Raw genomic sequence first — 15,515 nt, forward strand, 5'->3', positions numbered from 1 at the left:
GGTCGCGCGCCTGCGCGAGGAGGCCCACAGCGCGACAGCGACGGCGCGGAGCCGACCCCTCACGGACACGCGACCACCGGCCATCATCAGGAGGGACGAGCAATGACCACGTTGAACGACATCGGTGCCGCGGACGGCGCCGTCGTCGCCACCGAGCACATTCGTACAGCCCTGCTCGCGGGGACCTTCCTCTTCGAGGACGGTTCCGTGCAGACCTTCGAGCCGTCCGGTGCAACGACGTACGTCGAACGCGGCCGGCCGACCGAGGGGAAATGGAGCATCGACGGCGACGGCCGTTTCTGCTCGTTCTGGCCTCCGGATTTTCGTGCCTGCTACGACCTTTCCTGGATCGTCGACGACGGCGAGGTCATCGGAATCCGGTTCGTCGGCGACGGCGGTGGTCACGGCTTCGTCGGCCGTTACCGGAAATGACGTCCGAGCCGGACCTGTTCTTCTTCCGGAACAACGCCCGCGGAGCGCGCCGGACCTGACCGTTCTCGGCGGCGCGACCATCGAAAAAAACAGACAGGAGTTGGGATGTCCGACAGTCAGTTCATCGACGGAGCCATCGAGCGGAGCGCAGAACAACCGGAGGATCGCGCGGAGCTCCGCAGGATGGTCGCCGAGGCCCGCGACGGCGAGTCGACCGGGGCCGAGACGGGGCCGAGCGACGGTTCGATCCTGAACTTCGCGCTCAATCTCGAATACCTCGAAGCGGAGTTCTACCTGCGTGGTGCCACGGGTCAGGGGCTGCCCGACGACATGGTCGGCGGGACCGGAACACCCGGCCAGGTGTCCGGTGGCCGGCAGGTCGAGTTCCGCAGCCCGTTGGTCAGGAACATCGCGCGCGAGATCGCCATGGACGAGCAGGCCCACGTCGCGTTCCTCCGCGCCGCACTCGGTGACGCAGCTGTCGCCCGCCCGCGGATCTCGCTCGACAACAGCTTCACCGCCGCCGCCACGGCGGCTGGCCTGATCGAGCCCGGCCAGACCTTCGACCCCTACGCGGACGACCGCAGCTTCCTCTTCGCGGCCTTCCTCTTCGAGGACGTCGGCGTCACCGCCTTCAAGGGGGCAGCGCCCTTCATCTCGAACAAGACCTATCTGGATGCGGCGGCGGGTCTGCTGGCCACCGAGGCGTACCACGCCGGGATCGTGCGAGCCACCCTCTTCAGCGAGGGGCTGGCGGACGACTCGGTCTTCGACGCGGTGCGCAAGATCTCCGCGGTGCGCAACGCCGTCAGCGGCCCGGCCGACGACGACCAGGACCTCGGCACGAGGGACGAGGCGAACCTGATCCCGACGGACGAGTACGGCCGTACGTTCGGCAGGAGCCCGGCGGAGATCCTCAACATCGTCTATCTGGACGCCGATGCCGGGGCGTCCGGCGGCTTCTACCCGAACGGGCTCAACGGAGCCCTCACGGAGGGAACAGGGGCCGCGAGCCGGACCTCGTAGCGATGGTCGGCCGGACGGCCACCGGAGACGAACATCGGTAGGCGGTCCGCCGGGCCGGTCCGTGCCGGCGGACCGGCCCGGACCGGCGTCGGGCCCCGAGGGCCGGTCGCCGGCCGAGCGGTCCACGTCGTCGGATCCGCGGTCGTGGCCCGGCGAGATCGTCCGGCGGGTGCGGGGCGGGCGGCTGCGTCCTCACCTCGGCAGCGTCCTCACCTCGGCAGGGTCGGCGCGCTCGACGCCGCAGCAGCCGTGGTCGTCCCGACGAACGCGGACGGGCAGCAACACAGAACCTCCTGCCCGGGGCCGGACCCGGACGACCTGTGTGTGGCGCCGCTGCGCGGTCGGCCCGGATCAGCCGGTCGCCGGAGTGGCTGCGGTCTCGGGAGGTCCGTTCGTGATCTCGGTCCGGACACTCCAGGCGAACTGGAGCAGCAGGGTGACCGGTGACTTCTCCGCGATGTTGATCATCGACTGGAAGTCCTGCTCGGGGACCTCCTCCGACAGCCGGATGGTGCGCTGGAGATAGCGGGAGGCTCCCACGGTCGTCGGCTCGTGATAGCTGACGTCCACGGTGATGTCGCCGGCGTAGTCGTACTTGCGGTCGGCATAGCTCCGCAGCGTGATGGCCGTGCACGAGGCGAGCGCCATCATCAGGTACTCGGTCGGGGTCGGTCCCGCCGCCGGGGTCCCGAACGCCGGGTCGTCGGCCACCCCCACGAAGTCCCCGGCCCGGATCTCGGTCTCGAGCCGGCTCGTGGCCGCCAGCGTCGCCCGTGCGGTCGCGACGATCCGTTCGTTCGGCGTGCTCATGGCTTGTCCTCTCGCGTCCTGCGACGGCCGTCCGATCGGGACGGCATGCTCGGTGCCCGCACCGCCTCGGACCGCCGACGACCCGCGCCCTCGGTCCGTCGTCATCGCCCGTCCGGGGCGGAGCACGACCCGAGCACTGCCTGCACACGAGCGCGCAGGGCCGGGACGGCCTCCTCGGCGAACCACGGGTTCCGGCTCTGCCAGCGGAAGTTCAACGGTGAGGGGTGGACGAGGGTCATGCGGTCGGGAAGCTGGTCGCGGAAGGCCCGGACCGCGTCGGTGAGGGTCGTTCCGGCGGTGCCGGGAAGGTAGTACTTCTGCGCATAGCGGCCGATGAGGACGGTGAGCCTGATGTGCGGCAGCTCCGCGAGAAGCCGCGGATGCCAGCGTGGAGCGAACTCGGGGCGTGGCGGCAGGTCACCGTGTGCCGCCTTGCCCGGGTAGTAGAAGTCCATCGGCAGGATCGCGAACAGTGTCGGGTCGTAGAACTGGTCGTCGGTGACCCCGAGCCAGCTCCGCAGCGTCACCCCGCTCGGGTCGTTCCAGGGGATCCCGCTGCGCTGCGCGCGTGTGCCCGGGGCCTGCCCGATCAGCACGATCCGGGCCGACGGGTGCGCCGTGTAGAGCGGGAGCAGGCCCGCGGCCGTCGCGGCCCGGTTGGCCGGGTCCGCGATGATCTCCTCCCGGATCCGCTCCAGCGCGGCGCTCGTCCCCGTCGCCGATCCGTCCACGGTGGGCGACCGTCAGGTCGACCGGGACGACGGCTGCGTCGCGACGTCCGAGCGGCGTGGCAGCACCCAGTCCGGCCGCGGGAAATGGCAGGTGTAGCCGCGCGGGTAGCGCAGCAGGTAGTCCTGGTGTTCGGGCTCGGCCTCCCAGAAGGGACCGGCCTGCGTGACCTCGGTGACGACCTTGCCCGGCCACAGCTCCGACGCGTCGACGTCGGCGATCGTGTCCTCGGCGACCCTGCGCTGGTCGTCGTCGAGGTAGAAGATCGCCGACCGGTAGGACGTGCCGCGGTCGTTGCCCTGCCGGTTCGGGGTGCTGGGATCGTGGATCTGGAAGAAGAACTCCAGGAGGTCGCGATAGGTCGTCGCGGCCGGGTCGTAGGTGATCTCGATGGCCTCGGCGTGGGAGCCGTGGTTGCGGTAGGTGGCGTTCGGGGTGTCGCCGCCGGTGTAGCCCACGCGGGTGGACAGCACGCCGGGGCGGGAGCGGATGAGGTCCTGCATCCCCCAGAAGCAGCCTCCGGCGAGGATCGCTCGTTGCGGCTGGGTCGTCATCTCGGTTTCCCTTCTCACGCGTCGTCGGGGTCGCGCACGATGTGGACGGCGGCTTCCTCGGCGCTGGCCGCTCCGCCGTCCCGTCCGACATCGACGGCGTTGAGGTAGGCGAAATCGTCCCACTCACCGGCGGGCTCGACGTCGACCAGACGCCCGGAGCGGGCGACACCGACCTCGTCGTCGTACAGCTCGCCGTCGGTGCCGGCGCTGTCGCCGAGCCCGTCGCCGTCGTCGGTGTCCCGGATGTCGGGCAGCTCCCGGGCCAGGCGGCCGGCGAGACTCTCGTGGTCGTGCGCCTCCCGCGCCGTGACGCCGTAGTGGTCCCGCTCCCACGGCCGTTCGGGCACCGTGTAGCCCTCGTCGAGGAGGTCGACTCCGCGTCCGTCGAGGGTGTCGTCGTCCTCGAGCAGGCCGTTGTCGATGTCGACCCCGTCGACGCCGTCGCTGTCGTCAGCCATGTCGTTCTCCTGTCAGCGCCGCCGTTCCTGCCGGCGTTGCGGTCATCCCGTGACCCCGAACCGCTCGACCCTGATCCGTTCGGTGGGCACCCCCGCCGCCACCGCGAGCCGGGTGGCGGCGTCACAGAAGGCGGTCGAGCCGCACACGTAGAGCTCGCGGTCGGTGTCCAGCGCCGCGGCAAGGTCGGGCGCGGTCAGCCGGCCGGGGGGACGGGCGTACCCGTCGGGCACGGTGCGGGTGAACACGATCGACGTCTGCGGGCCCCCGACCTCGGTGGCGTAGTACAGGTCCTCGGGGCCGCGTACCGAGGCGACGAGCCGGAACAGGTCCGGTTCGCCGAGGGCCCGGGCGCGGCGCAGCATCGACATCAGCGGCACGATGCCCGAGCCGCCGGCCACGCCGAGCGCGGGCCGCAGGTCCCAGGCGAAGTGCCCGCCGATCGGGCCGCGCACGTCGAGGACGTCGCCCACCTCGACGGCGTCGTGGAGGAAGCTCGAGACCTCCCCGTCGGGCAGGAGCTCGACCGTCAGATCGAGCTCGGCCGATTCCGACGGCGCGCTGGCGATCGAGTAGGACCGCTGCGCGCGGTAGCCGTCGGGCGCGGTGAGCCGCACGATCATGTGCTGACCGGGCCAGAACGCTCGTGGCTCGGACAAGGTCAGGGTGAAGGACTTCGCTGTCGGGGTCTCCCGGCGGATGCCGGTCACCCGTGCGGTCTGCCAGGGCCCGGGGTGGGGCGCCGTGCCGCGGTCGACGGCGGTCATCAGTCTCCCTGGTAGCGCTGCTCGAGCCAGGGATCGCCGTGGTCGTGATAACCGTTGCGTTCCCAGAACCCTGGACGGTCCTCGGCGAGCAGGGTGAGACCCGACACCCATTTCGCGCTCTTCCAGAAGTACAGGTGCGGAACGAGCAGCCGGGCGGGGCCGCCGTGGATGTCGTCGAGGGGTTTGCCGTCCACGTCCCACACGACCCACGCCTTGCCGCCGGTGAGGTCGTCCAGCGGCAGGTTCGTGGTGTAACCGGTGTGCGATCTCGCCACTGCGAACGCCGCGTCGGCGCCGACTCCGGCGATGTCGAGGAGGGTGTCGACCGAGACACCGTCGAAGCGCATCCCGAACTTCGACCAGGTGGTCACGCAGTGGATCGCGCCTTCGTACCGGGAGGCGGGCAGTGCCCGGATCTCGTCCCAGGTCCACCGAGCCGGTGAGTCGACCAGACCGTCCACCTCGAACGTCCATCGCGCAGTGTCGATGCTCGGGGTCGACTCGACGTGCAGCACGGGCCAGTTCGCGCCGGCGTCGTACTGGCCGGGAGGCAACCGGGTGTCGTGCGTGCCCCGGCTGCGCCCGCTGAATCCCCTCGTCAGGGCCATCTGGAGTATCGCTTTCCGTCGTCGGCGCGCCGCACCGAGGGCGCACCTCGGCGTCCGGTCATCAGGCCGGAGCGCGGCTGTCGGGCTGAATATGGACACGCAGATCCAAACTGTCAAGTCCAGTTCATTGTGACATTTTCAGTCTGAATGGATCCGCAGCTTCCTTCCCATCCGTATCATGCCTTGGGTGACATGATTCCTGTTGACGCTGTTCAGAGGGTCATCGCGATGCGGGCGAGAGGTGGGGTCGCCCGCCCGTGGTCGCAGCTTCCCGCCCGTGCGCCGCGGAGTGAGGATGGACCAGACCGTACAGTGCACGCGGAAGTCGAGTCATCGACGACACGTCGGGCCGATCATCTGCAGCACAGAGTGATCATTTGGCGCACCTCTGGTGCGCCCACTTCGTTCGGAGGCCTGTGGCCTGACTCCGATTGTGGACGGTATCGTCCACAATCCTTCGAGGTGTGCGGCGGACGCAGACCGACTGAGAGAGGTGGCCGGATGAAGGCGATCGTGGTGACGGACCAGGCCGCGGGAACGGCCGGGATGGCGCTGGTGGAGCGAGATGTGCCGGAGCCGGCAGGCAACGACGTGCTCGTCGAGGTGCACGCGTCGGGCTTCACCCCGGGCGAGCTCACATGGCCCTCGAACTGGACCGATCGCCTCGGCCGCGACCGGACCCCGTCGGTACCCGGGCATGAGCTGGCCGGCGTGGTCAGTGCTCTCGGCTACGGCACGAGGGGACTGTCGGTGGGCCAGCGGGTCTTCGGCCTCACCGACTGGACCCGCGACGGCACCCTCGCGGAGTACACCGCGGTGGAAGCGCGCAACCTCGCACCGCTGCCGGGCGACGTGGACTTCACGGTCGGCGCGAGCCTGCCCATCTCGGGCCTCACGGCCTGGCAGGGCCTGTTCGACCACGGCCGGCTGCAGGCCGGGCAGAGCCTTCTCGTGCACGGCGCGGCGGGCGGCGTCGGCTCGATGGTGACGCAGCTCGCGCGCGAGGCCGGCGCCTACATCGTCGGCACCGGACGTGCCGCCGACCGCGAGGCGGCGCTCGACTACGGAGCGCACGAGTTCGTCGACCTCGACGCCGACACCCTCGAGGCCGTCGGCCATGTCGACCTGGTATTCGACGTCATCGGCGGCGACGTCCAGAAGCGCTCCGCCGCCCTGGTGCGAGCCGGCGGCACGCTGGTGACCATCGCCGGCCCGCCCGAGGCGCGGCCCGCCGACGGCGTCGCGATCGACTTCGTCGTCGAGTCCGACCGTGCGCAGCTCGGTGAGATCGCCCGGCGGGTCCGCGACGGGCGGCTGCGGACGAACATCGGCACCGTGGCGACGCTCGACGACGCCGTCGCCGCCTTCAACCCGACCGAGCGGGCGACAGGGAAGACGATCATCCGGGTTCGTCCGTGACCGCGCCGCAGCGCAGGCGCCCGGCAGCCCGGAGATCGACGACGGAGAGGCGTGCGACGTGAAGGCGATCGTGGTGACGGACCGGGCCGCCGGAACGGGCGGGATGCGTCTGGTGGAGCGTCCCGACCCGGACACGACGATGCTCGCCGGCCTCGAGGGCGCCAGCTACGGCGACGTCGTCGTCGAGGTCCACGCGTCGGGCTACACCGGCGACGAGCTGCAGTGGCCCTCGACCTGGATCGATCGGCTCGGTCACGACCGCACCCCATCGATCCCGGGGCACGAGCTGGCCGGGGTGGTCACCGCCCTGAGCTACGGGACGACCGGTCTGTCGGTGGGCCAGCGGGTCTTCGGCCTCACCGACTGGACCCGCGACGGCACCCTCGCGGAGTACACGGTCGTCGAGGCGCGCAACCTCGCGCCGTTGCCGGGCGACGTCGACTTCACGACCGGAGCGGGCGTTGCGATGACCGGGCTGACCGCCTGGCAGGGCCTGTTCGACCACGGCCGGCTCCAGGCCGGGCAGCGCGTCCTCGTGCACGGCGCGGCCGGCGCGGTCGGGTCCATGGCGACCCAGCTCGCGGCGCAGGCGGGCGCCCACGTCATCGGCACCGGTCGCGCCGCCGGGCGTGGGGCCGCGCTCGACTACGGTGCGCACGAGTTCGTCGACCTCGACTCCGACACCCTCGAGGACGTCGGTGGCGTCGACCTGGTCTTCGACGTCATCGGCGGCGACGTGCTGAAGCGCTCCGCGGACCTCGTGCGGGCCGGCGGCACGCTGGTGACCGTCACCGGGCCACCGCCGGCGCGGCCCGCCGACGGTCTGGCGATCGACTTCGTCGTCGTGTCCGACCGTGCGCAGCTGGGCGAGATCGCCCGGCGGGTCCGCGACGGGCGGCTACGGACGAACATCGGCGCCGTCGCCACCCTCGACGACGCCGTCGCCGCGCTCAACGAGCGGGCCAAGGGAAAGACGGTCATCCGCGTTCGTCGCTGAGAGGGCCCCGACCGTCCGGGAGGACGGACGGGGGGCTCGCGCGGTGGGCCTGGCGTCATCGTTGTCGGAGGATGCGGAACACCGTCCGCAGGGGGTAGCCCGTCAGCGTCGCGATCTCGCGGGCGGTGAGGTCGTGCCTGCGTCTGACGGCCTCGACGATCCGTGCCACGTCCTGCGGCCGCAGACGGTAGTGGTCGCTACGAAGGTCGCTGGCTGCCATCAGGATCTCGGAGTCGGTGAGGTTGTCCGGATGGGTGAACCGCAGCCTCAGCAGGTTCATCGTCCCCCTTCGGTCCCGTCCCGGTCGTCCCGGTCGCGGCTCGACGCTATCCGGGGACGGGCAGGCACCGACCCGTCCGCGCCTGACGATCCCCTGACGATGCGCCCCTGACGATGGACCCCTGACGATGTGCATCACCACGCGGTCGCGGGGCGGGGCAGACTCGGACCATGGCGATCGATCCACCGTTCTCGGACATGGTGCGCGACCCCGACCACCAGGCGGGCACCCACCTGCGCACCAGGGCGCTCGTCGAGGCCGTCCTCCAGTCGCTCGCCGACACGAGTCCGGCCTGAGCAGACGGAGCCGTCGAGACGCGCGGCCGCTGCTGCACATATCGTCGTAGTGCAACGGTCCGTGCCGGTGGTCCCACCGGGTCGGCGACGGGTCGTCCTGCCGGGAACGCGGGGCCGGTCGATCCGGGGCCGGCGAAAGCTGACGATTGTTTGACGATGTGGCCGTTGGTGCGGCGTGGAGGGCCGGGACCGGTTTCGATCGCGGCGGAGGAGAACACATGATCGAGACCGTGGATGCGGGCGTCGCGGCGGAGCGGACGAGCGTGCTGCTCATCGACGACGACGCACGCATCCGGCAGGCGCTCGGGCTGGCCCTCGACGACGAGGGTTTCACCGTCGAGGCCGCCGCGTCCGGTGAGCAGGCCTTGACGATGTTGCGCGACAACGACGTCGACGTGGTGCTGCTCGATCTGACACTGCCGGGGGTGGACGGCCTGGTGGTGTGCCGGACCCTGCGTGCGCGGAGCGACCTGCCGATCATCATCGTGTCGGCGCGATCGGACTCCGGCGACATCATCGAGGGGCTCGAGGCCGGCGCGGACGACTACGTCACCAAGCCGCTCGATGCGGGTGAGCTCGCGGCGCGGATCAGGGCGTTGCTGCGGCGCCGCCGTCCCGCCGTCGGCGAGGCCGGCCGCCGGTTCGTGCTCGGTGACGTCGAGGTCGTGCCGGACGAGGGGGTCGTCCGCAAGGCGGGGGTCGAGATCCACCTGACCCGCACGGAGTTCCGGCTGCTGGTCGAGCTGCTGTCGGCCGGCGGCAGGGTGGTCACCCGCGAGGCGCTGCTCCAACACGTCTGGGGCTACGACTACCTGGGCGACACCCGGCTGCTCGACGTGCACGTCCGACGCCTGCGCCGCAAGGTCGAGACGGACCCGGACGAGCCGTGCCTGGTCCTGACCGTCCGGGGGGCCGGGTACAAGGTCGCCCGCGGATGACGGTGCGGCCGAGGCCGTGGCGTGGCGCCTGGGCGAAGCTGACGCTGCGCAGGCGGGTGGCGGTCGCGTTCGCACTGGTGTCGATGGTCGTGACGGGTCTGTTGGCGGCCGCGACGTGGAACCTGGCATCGAACTATCTCGTGGCGCAACGCGAGCAGAGCGCGACGCGTCAGGCGTCGGTCAACGTCCTGCTCGTCGAGGAGGCGTTGCGGAGCGGGACGACGGAGTCGCTGGACGATCTGCTGACCGGCCTGGCGGGCGGCCCCGACACGACGATCGCCCTGCGCCGGGCCGGGACATGGACGACCAGCGGACGCCAGGTCGACCTCGCCGCGCTGCCGACGCAGCTGCGGCACCTTGCCAAGCAGGGTGTGCCGGTCCGGCAGCGGACGGTGTCCGCGGGGATCCCGGTGCTCGTCGTGGCACTGCCCGTGTACGAGGACGGGGCGGTCTACCTGGAGATGTTCCCGTTGTCGGAGCTGGACCGCACTCTGCGGTTCCTGAGTGCGGTGCTGCTGGCCGGGGTCGCGGTGAGCGCGGTGCTCGGGTTCACGCTCGGCTCCTGGGCCGGACGCCGCGCGTTGCGTCCGCTCGGGGAGCTGACCGACGCGGCGGCCCGGGTCGCCGCGGGTGATCTGGCTGCGCGGCTGCCGCAGGTCGACGACGCGGAGCTCGGGCCCCTGGTGGAGACGTTCAACGACACCGCGGACGCGCTGCAGCGGCGCGTGCAGCGCGACGTCCAGTTCGCGGGGAACGTCAGCCACGAGCTGCGGTCACCGCTGACGACGATGATCAACGCGGTGGCGGTGCTGCGCAGGCGCAGCGCGGACATGCCGTCCGCGGCGTCGCAGGCGGTGGCGCTGCTGGACGCCGACGTGCACCGTTTCCGCAGAATGGTGATCGACCTGCTCGAGATCTCGCGCGCCGACCGCGAGATCGACGAGCGCGACCTGGAGCGCTGCGACGTCCAGGAGGTCGTCGCGCACTCGGTCGCCGAGCGGGAGAGCTGCCCGCCGGCGGAGGTGGTCGGCGTCCCGCCGCTGGTGCTGGCCGACCGCCGCCGCCTGGACCGCGTCGTGTGCAACCTCCTCGACAACGCCGGCAACCACGGTGGTGGCGTCACCCGCGTCGCCGTGATCGGGCGTGACCAGTGGGTGCGCCTCGAGGTCGACGACGGCGGCCCGGGCGTACCACCCGCGCAACGGGAACAGATCTTCGAGAGGTTCACCCGCGGCGACCTCGCGGGCAGTCGCGGTGAGGACACCGGCACCGGGCTCGGGCTCGCCCTCGTCGCCCAACACGTGGCACGCCATCATGGGCGGGTGTGGGTCGAGGACAGGCCCGGTGGGGGAGCGAGGTTCGTCGTCGAGCTGCCCGGTATCGGGTCATGAACCGCGTCGGTCGGCGGGCGGTGCTGTGCGCGGCGATCGTCACCGCCGGGCTCTGCCTCGCGGGCTGCGGTGTGACCACGCAGCGGGAGCCGGAGAGGCTGGAGTCCTCGGTCCTCGCCCCACCCCCGACCCCGACGGTGACGGTCGTGCCGGAGGTCCCCGTGGCCCCGCCCGCCGTCACGTCGACCGCTCCTCCGACCCCCGCACCGGCGACGCTCCCGCGGAGCGCGTTGCCGACCGCGTCGGCGCCCGCCGGTTGACAGGGCGTCGACGCGATCACGCGCGGGCGTGGGGTCCTGACGAGTACCTGACGATGGTGACCGAAGGGTGTCGCGGCGACCCGGAACTGCGTAGAACGGACGTCAGGTGGTCGACAGGGCCGAGAGCACGTCCTCCGGGAACGGGTTCAGCGGTCACCGGTCTGACAGCACGGACGGCTGGGGAGCACGTCCGTGGCAGCACGCAGGCGTCGTCCCACAACGACACCTGCCGCACCAGATCGAGGCATCGTCCGCGGGTCCGTCGACCACCTACGTCCCGTCGACGCGGCGCCGACCCGATCGGTCCACGCCGTGCCTGCGCCGCCGGCGGGGCCCGTCCGCGGCCACTCCTGACGAGTGCCTGACGATCGAGGCGGGTGGGAGACCGCATCCGGGTCCTTGCGGTACAACGGGTCTTGGTGACCCCGATCTGAGAGGACGTCGATGGCGATCGCACCCCCGGCGGTGACTGGCCTGCAGCGTCTCATCACCGACCTCGCCGACGAGTTCGACGGCCGCGTCACCCGCACCGGCGTTCGCGCCGAGGTGCTCGGGGCCGTCCAGGACCTCGAGGGCCAGACCGCCCCCGGCGCGGTCGAGGAGTTGGCGCACAGGCTCGCCAGGTACCGGCTGCAGACGCAGCTCGGCGGCGACGTCGATCTCGACGCCCGATCCTGAGCCGAGCAGTCCGGTCGACGAGCCTGGCGGGCGTGCGATTGCCGGCCTGACGCGCGCGGCAACTCACAGATCACTGCGAGCGCACTGACGCCTTCCGAGTCCCCGCCGAGGTGGACAGGTCCGCCGGGCGGACCGCCAAGCGGATGCCCAGGGCCGCCGCGCTCACGAGCAGCCACACGGCGCTGACGACGACCGAGTCCTCGGGGTCGAGCAGGAGCTGCGCCACGGTGGAGACCGGGAACCACAGCCCGCAGAGCAGCGGCTGCCAGCGCAGCAGCCCCCGCAGCCTGCCGACCACGGCGACCGTCACTCCGACGGCCAGCACCATCAGCTGGCCCAGCGGCCAGCAGATGTCGAGGATCTGCAGCGCCGTCGGGAGGTCCTCGTAGCGTGCGTAGCCCAGCGACAGGAGATTGAGCAGGAGCGCGCCCAGCAGCACGGGGATCGTGGCCTGCGGGAGGATGCGCCCGACGCGCCGACCGCCGGCCCCGACGCCTGCCAGCAGGTACATCAGGCAGGCGAGGCCCGCGACGTAGGCGGCGCCGGTGATCGTGTCGAGGGTCTGGATGCCGTGCTGGACCTGGTCCCCGACGAGCAGGAGGCCCACCGCCCACGCCACGGCGCCGGAGGCGAGCGCCAGCCCACCCAGCCGGACGGTGGTGGCGGTGACGCGGCGCCCGGTCTTCGTGGGGTCGGGTGCGTCGGGGCGTCGCAGCGTCGTCGGGTCGCTCGGATGGTGCGGGTGGGTCACGGGGTCCTCCGTCGTGGTGTGCCGTCGTGGTGCCTGGCCGATGCCCGGTGAGCCTGCGGCGCCCGCGTCCCGGGCGGCCAGGGAGCGGAGTCCGCGACCGGCCCGGGTTCGGTGTCCCCGCTGAAGCGGCCCCGTCCCGGGGAGCGAGACGCCGTGTCCCGTGTTGTCCCGGGCCGGTGTCCCGGACACCCGGGAACCCACCGGACCGCGGCCCCGTGACGGCGCCCGTCCGGCACGCGATCATCAGGGGGTGCCAACGCCGTCCACCCGTCCGCCGGCTGCGCTCGGGACGAGCGCGTATCCCGGCGTCGCGCGCCCGGGCGCCGGCCCCCCTGCCGACGGTGACGTGCCGTCGACCGCGGCCGTGCTCGCCCTCGTCGTGGCGGCGGCGTGCGTCGCCGGCACGGTTCTCGTCGCCACGGCCGAGATCGCGCTCGTCGACGTCCCCCGTCCGCCGCTGCTCGACGTCGCGGCGTGGGCGTCGGCCGCTCCCGGCACGGCGTTGGTGATCGCGGGAGCGGTGCTGACCCTGCGGGTTCCGCGGCACCCGATGACCTGGCTGCTGCTCCTGGGGGGCGCGCTCACCGCCGCCAGCGGGTTCGCCACCGGCTACGCGCTGTGGTCCGTGGTGCGCCACGGCGGCGGCTGGCCCGGCACCGGGCTCGCCACCCAGCTGGGCGCCCGCACCGGGCCGCTGCTCAACCTCATCCCGCCGCTGGTGCTGCTGTGGTTCCCCGACGGCAGGCTCCCCTACCGGCGGTGGCGCCCGCTGGTGGCGCTGTCGCTGACAGCGTCGGCGTTCGCCGTGCTGGTCCTCGCGCTGGCGCCGTGGCGGCTCCTGGGTGTCGCGGCGCCGGGTGTCGCGGACGCCCCGATCCCGCTGCCGCTCACTGACGAGGTGTGGGCCGCGTGCCTGGGTGTCGTGCCGTGGCTCGTCGCCACCAGCCCACTCGTCCCCGCCGCGGTGTTCCTGAGCCGGTTCCGCGCCGCGGACCGGCAACGCCAGGCCCAGCTGCGGTGGATGCTGCTGGCGGCGGTGCTGAACCTGTTGCTCATGGCCGTGCCGGCGCTGGTCGGCCCGGGCTGGGCGACCGACCTGGCGTTCGTCCTGTCCATGGTGGCGCTGGCCGCCGCGGTCCTCGTCGCCGTCACCCGGTTCCGCCTCTACGACATCGACCGGCTCCTCGGCCGCCTGCTCGTCTACGGCCTGCTCGCCGCCGCGATCGTCGGCCTCGACCTCGCGGTGTTCGTCGGGACCAGCGCCGCGCTGGGCGACCCGGTCGCGGCGGTCGTCGGCGCCGGGGCGGTCGCGGTCGCCTACGCGCCCTTGCGGTCCCGCATCGAACGGCTGCGGGCACGGCTGTTGCCCGGGCACGCCGAGCCGTACGCCGTGATCTCGGACCTCGCCGACCGGCTCGAGCGCGCCGGCGACCAGGGGACCCAGCTGGAGGAGGTCGCGCGGACGGTGGCGACGGCCGTCGGCAGCCCCTATGTCCGCGTCGAGCTCGGTCAGCAGCACGCGGTGACCGCGGTGGCCGAGCACGGCACTCCCGCTGCGTCGGTCGTCGTGCTGCCGTTCGCCTACCGCGACGACGTGATCGGCAGGCTGGTGCTGGTACCGCCGACCACGGCGCCCCCGCGGGCCCGGCAACAGCTGCTCGCCGACGTCGTACGGCAGGCGGCGGCCGCCGTCCGGCTCACCGCCGTCTCCCGGGAGCTGCAACGCAGCCGCGAGGAGCTGGTCACCCGGGTGGCGGAGGAGCGGCGCCGGCTGCGCCGCGACCTGCACGACGGGTTGGGTCCGACGCTGGCGGCCGCGGCGCTGAAGGTGCAGGCCGCCGGGAACCTCGCCGGGCGCGACCTGCCCGCCGCGCGGGCCGCGCTGACCGAGGTCGCGGGCGATTTGGCGGGCGTGCTCTCCGACGTGCGCGTCCTCGTGCACGACCTGCGCCCCCCGGCGCTCGACCGGTTGGGCCTCGACGGCGCGGTGCGCCGCCTCGCGGCCCGGTTCGGGGGCGGGCTGGAGATCGAGGTCCGGGCGGTGGGCATCCCGGCCGTGCTGCCCGCGGCGGTGGAGGAAGCCGCCTACCACGTCGTGGGCGAGGCGCTGGCCAACGCCTCCCGCCACGCGCGGGCGTCCCGGGTGTGCGTCACGCTGAGCCATGACGGGGCCGTCGGGCACCTGCGGGTGGAGGTGGGCGACGACGGCAGGGGGATTCCGGCAGACGCTGCGGAGGGCGTCGGGCTCGTCACGATGCGGGAGCGGGCGGAGGAGCTGGGAGGGCGGTGCACCGTGGGACCCGCACCGGATGGTGGCACGGTGGTGTCCGCTCTGCTGCCGCTGCGTCCCGCGCCCCGGCCGACCGGGGACCTCGTGGGCGGGGGAACCGCCCGATGACCCCCCGCGTGGTGCTCGCCGACGACCACCCCGTCTACCGCGACGGCCTGCGGATGCTGCTCGAGTCCACGGGTGAGGTCGACGTGGTCGGCACGGCGGCCGACGGCGTCGAGGCCGTGCGGCTCGCCACGGAGCTGCGGCCCGACGTCGTCGTGATGGACCTGCAGATGCCCGGCCTCGACGGGGTGGAGGCGACCCGACGCGTGCTCGCCGCGGTGCCGGAGGCCGGCGTGCTCGCGCTGACGATGCACGACGACGAGGAGAACGTCCTCGCGGCCGTCCTCGCCGGGGCCCGCGGCTACCTCGTCAAGGGCGCCGACCAGACGGCGATCCTGCGGGCGATCACCGCGGTCGCCGCCGGCGAGGTGATCTTCGGGCCGGCGCTGGCCGCCATGGTCACCACCTACTTCGCGGGCCTGGCGCGATCCGGCTCGCCGTCGAACGCGTTCCCCGAGCTCACCACCCGTGAGCGGGAGGTCCTGCAGCTGATCGCCGCGGGGCTGTCCAACGGGCAGATCGCCCAACGGCTCGTGCTCGCGCCGAAGACGGTGCGCAACAACGTGTCCGCCGTGTTCGCCAAGCTGCAGGTCGCTGACCGGGCCCAGGCGATCGTGCGGGCCCGTGAGGCCGGGCTCGGCTGAGGCGTGCAACGGCCGGCCCGGTGGTTCGCGGTCGGTGAACAACTCCGCCGCCGGCGAAACCGTGGCCGGCGGCAGGTCCGTGGT

19 protein-coding genes are annotated in these 15,515 nt (G+C 72.5%); 11 read left to right on the forward strand and 8 right to left on the reverse strand.

Annotation, left to right across the window (positions count from 1 at the left end; translation table 11 throughout):
• Both PSU4_RS09905 and PSU4_RS09910 read left to right on the forward strand, forming a co-directional pair.
• Positions 1-432 (forward strand): hypothetical protein (locus PSU4_RS09905; protein ID WP_246115036.1); only part of this gene is annotated, 432 nt, incomplete at its 5' end.
• A gap of 105 nt (positions 433-537) precedes the next feature.
• Positions 538-1,458 carry a ferritin-like domain-containing protein gene (locus tag PSU4_RS09910; RefSeq protein ID WP_147105355.1) on the forward strand — a complete coding sequence of 307 codons (921 nt, stop codon included), beginning with the start codon at positions 538-540 and terminating at the stop codon, positions 1,456-1,458.
• Positions 1,459-1,809: 351 nt separating this feature from the next.
• On the opposite strand, the gene PSU4_RS09915 is transcribed toward PSU4_RS09910, so the two are convergent.
• From PSU4_RS09915 to PSU4_RS09940, 6 genes are all read right to left on the reverse strand, one after another.
• On the reverse strand, positions 1,810-2,268 hold the full coding sequence (locus PSU4_RS09915; RefSeq protein ID WP_147105358.1) for an OsmC family protein: 459 nt from the start codon (positions 2,266-2,268) through the stop codon (positions 1,810-1,812).
• A gap of 101 nt (positions 2,269-2,369) precedes the next feature.
• A complete protein-coding gene (locus PSU4_RS09920) occupies positions 2,370-2,999 on the reverse strand; it encodes a uracil-DNA glycosylase family protein (protein WP_147105361.1) in 630 nt (209 codons plus the stop codon).
• Positions 3,000-3,011: 12 nt separating this feature from the next.
• Positions 3,012-3,551, reverse strand: coding sequence for a peptide-methionine (S)-S-oxide reductase MsrA (msrA, locus tag PSU4_RS09925; RefSeq protein WP_147105364.1), 540 nt, complete (start codon positions 3,549-3,551; stop codon positions 3,012-3,014).
• Positions 3,552-3,565: 14 nt separating this feature from the next.
• A complete protein-coding gene (locus PSU4_RS09930) occupies positions 3,566-4,009 on the reverse strand; it encodes a DUF5709 domain-containing protein (RefSeq protein WP_147105367.1) in 444 nt (147 codons plus the stop codon).
• 42 nt (positions 4,010-4,051) lie between these two features.
• A complete protein-coding gene (locus PSU4_RS09935; protein WP_147105369.1) occupies positions 4,052-4,774 on the reverse strand; it encodes an FAD-binding oxidoreductase in 723 nt (240 codons plus the stop codon).
• Positions 4,774-5,382: a sulfite oxidase-like oxidoreductase gene (locus PSU4_RS09940; protein ID WP_147105373.1), complete on the reverse strand. Its 609-nt coding sequence runs from the start codon at positions 5,380-5,382 to the stop codon at positions 4,774-4,776. The genes PSU4_RS09935 and PSU4_RS09940 overlap by 1 nt, the downstream gene beginning before the upstream one ends.
• Before the next feature lie 501 nt (positions 5,383-5,883).
• Here PSU4_RS09940 and PSU4_RS09945 point away from each other — a divergent pair.
• Positions 5,884-6,801, forward strand: a complete 918-nt coding sequence (locus PSU4_RS09945; protein ID WP_147105376.1) for an NADP-dependent oxidoreductase — start codon at positions 5,884-5,886, stop codon at positions 6,799-6,801.
• 58 nt (positions 6,802-6,859) lie between these two features.
• Positions 6,860-7,798 carry an NADP-dependent oxidoreductase gene (locus tag PSU4_RS09950; protein ID WP_147105380.1) on the forward strand — a complete coding sequence of 313 codons (939 nt, stop codon included), beginning with the start codon at positions 6,860-6,862 and terminating at the stop codon, positions 7,796-7,798.
• Positions 7,799-7,853: 55 nt separating this feature from the next.
• Here the strand turns inward: PSU4_RS09950 and PSU4_RS09955 are convergent, their stop codons facing one another.
• A complete protein-coding gene (locus PSU4_RS09955) occupies positions 7,854-8,078 on the reverse strand; it encodes a hypothetical protein (protein WP_147105383.1) in 225 nt (74 codons plus the stop codon).
• 170 nt (positions 8,079-8,248) lie between these two features.
• On the opposite strand from PSU4_RS09955, the gene PSU4_RS32745 reads away from it, so the two are divergent.
• The 5 genes from PSU4_RS32745 to PSU4_RS09975 all read left to right on the forward strand — a co-directional run bounded on the left by PSU4_RS32745 (position 8,249) and on the right by PSU4_RS09975 (position 11,641).
• Complete coding sequence (locus tag PSU4_RS32745) at positions 8,249-8,374, forward strand: hypothetical protein (RefSeq protein WP_281290668.1); 126 nt, start codon at positions 8,249-8,251, stop codon at positions 8,372-8,374.
• Positions 8,375-8,592: 218 nt separating this feature from the next.
• Positions 8,593-9,312: a response regulator gene (locus PSU4_RS09960; RefSeq protein ID WP_147105386.1), complete on the forward strand. Its 720-nt coding sequence runs from the start codon at positions 8,593-8,595 to the stop codon at positions 9,310-9,312.
• Positions 9,309-10,703, forward strand: a complete 1,395-nt coding sequence (locus PSU4_RS09965) for a sensor histidine kinase (RefSeq protein WP_147105388.1) — start codon at positions 9,309-9,311, stop codon at positions 10,701-10,703. Before PSU4_RS09960 ends, PSU4_RS09965 begins: the two co-directional genes overlap by 4 nt.
• Positions 10,700-10,963, forward strand: a complete 264-nt coding sequence (locus PSU4_RS09970) for a hypothetical protein (protein ID WP_147105392.1) — start codon at positions 10,700-10,702, stop codon at positions 10,961-10,963. The genes PSU4_RS09965 and PSU4_RS09970 overlap by 4 nt, the downstream gene beginning before the upstream one ends.
• Before the next feature lie 444 nt (positions 10,964-11,407).
• Positions 11,408-11,641 carry a hypothetical protein gene (locus PSU4_RS09975; RefSeq protein WP_147105395.1) on the forward strand — a complete coding sequence of 78 codons (234 nt, stop codon included), beginning with the start codon at positions 11,408-11,410 and terminating at the stop codon, positions 11,639-11,641.
• A 70-nt stretch (positions 11,642-11,711) separates the two neighbouring features.
• Here the strand turns inward: PSU4_RS09975 and PSU4_RS09980 are convergent, their stop codons facing one another.
• On the reverse strand, positions 11,712-12,392 hold the full coding sequence (locus tag PSU4_RS09980) for a hypothetical protein (protein WP_147105397.1): 681 nt from the start codon (positions 12,390-12,392) through the stop codon (positions 11,712-11,714).
• Positions 12,393-12,738: 346 nt separating this feature from the next.
• Between PSU4_RS09980 and PSU4_RS09985 the strand changes: the two genes are divergently transcribed.
• A complete protein-coding gene (locus PSU4_RS09985; RefSeq protein WP_147105400.1) occupies positions 12,739-14,790 on the forward strand; it encodes a sensor histidine kinase in 2,052 nt (683 codons plus the stop codon).
• Positions 14,787-15,431, forward strand: a complete 645-nt coding sequence (locus tag PSU4_RS09990) for a response regulator (protein WP_147105403.1) — start codon at positions 14,787-14,789, stop codon at positions 15,429-15,431. Before PSU4_RS09985 ends, PSU4_RS09990 begins: the two co-directional genes overlap by 4 nt.
• Positions 15,432-15,515: the final 84 nt, after the last annotated feature.

It is taken from the genome of Pseudonocardia sulfidoxydans NBRC 16205 (assembly GCF_007989085.1).
GTDB lineage: Bacteria > Actinomycetota > Actinomycetes > Mycobacteriales > Pseudonocardiaceae > Pseudonocardia > Pseudonocardia sulfidoxydans.

Excerpts from the sequence above, each read along its gene's own strand:
- PSU4_RS09910 (WP_147105355.1), top strand. The coding sequence starts at position 538 with ATGTCCGACAGTCAGTTCATCGACGGAGCCATCGAGCGGAGCGCAGAA.
- PSU4_RS09915 (WP_147105358.1), bottom strand. The coding sequence starts at position 2,268 with ATGAGCACGCCGAACGAACGGATCGTCGCGACCGCACGGGCGACGCTG.
- msrA (WP_147105364.1), bottom strand. The coding sequence starts at position 3,551 with ATGACGACCCAGCCGCAACGAGCGATCCTCGCCGGAGGCTGCTTCTGG.
- PSU4_RS09930 (WP_147105367.1), bottom strand. The coding sequence starts at position 4,009 with ATGGCTGACGACAGCGACGGCGTCGACGGGGTCGACATCGACAACGGC.
- PSU4_RS09935 (WP_147105369.1), bottom strand. The coding sequence starts at position 4,774 with ATGACCGCCGTCGACCGCGGCACGGCGCCCCACCCCGGGCCCTGGCAG.
- PSU4_RS09940 (WP_147105373.1), bottom strand. The coding sequence starts at position 5,382 with ATGGCCCTGACGAGGGGATTCAGCGGGCGCAGCCGGGGCACGCACGAC.
- PSU4_RS09945 (WP_147105376.1), top strand. The coding sequence starts at position 5,884 with ATGAAGGCGATCGTGGTGACGGACCAGGCCGCGGGAACGGCCGGGATG.
- PSU4_RS09955 (WP_147105383.1), bottom strand. The coding sequence starts at position 8,078 with ATGAACCTGCTGAGGCTGCGGTTCACCCATCCGGACAACCTCACCGAC.
- PSU4_RS32745 (WP_281290668.1), top strand. The coding sequence starts at position 8,249 with ATGGCGATCGATCCACCGTTCTCGGACATGGTGCGCGACCCCGACCAC.
- PSU4_RS09960 (WP_147105386.1), top strand. The coding sequence starts at position 8,593 with ATGATCGAGACCGTGGATGCGGGCGTCGCGGCGGAGCGGACGAGCGTG.
- PSU4_RS09965 (WP_147105388.1), top strand. The coding sequence starts at position 9,309 with ATGACGGTGCGGCCGAGGCCGTGGCGTGGCGCCTGGGCGAAGCTGACG.
- PSU4_RS09970 (WP_147105392.1), top strand. The coding sequence starts at position 10,700 with ATGAACCGCGTCGGTCGGCGGGCGGTGCTGTGCGCGGCGATCGTCACC.
- PSU4_RS09975 (WP_147105395.1), top strand. The coding sequence starts at position 11,408 with ATGGCGATCGCACCCCCGGCGGTGACTGGCCTGCAGCGTCTCATCACC.
- PSU4_RS09990 (WP_147105403.1), top strand. The coding sequence starts at position 14,787 with ATGACCCCCCGCGTGGTGCTCGCCGACGACCACCCCGTCTACCGCGAC.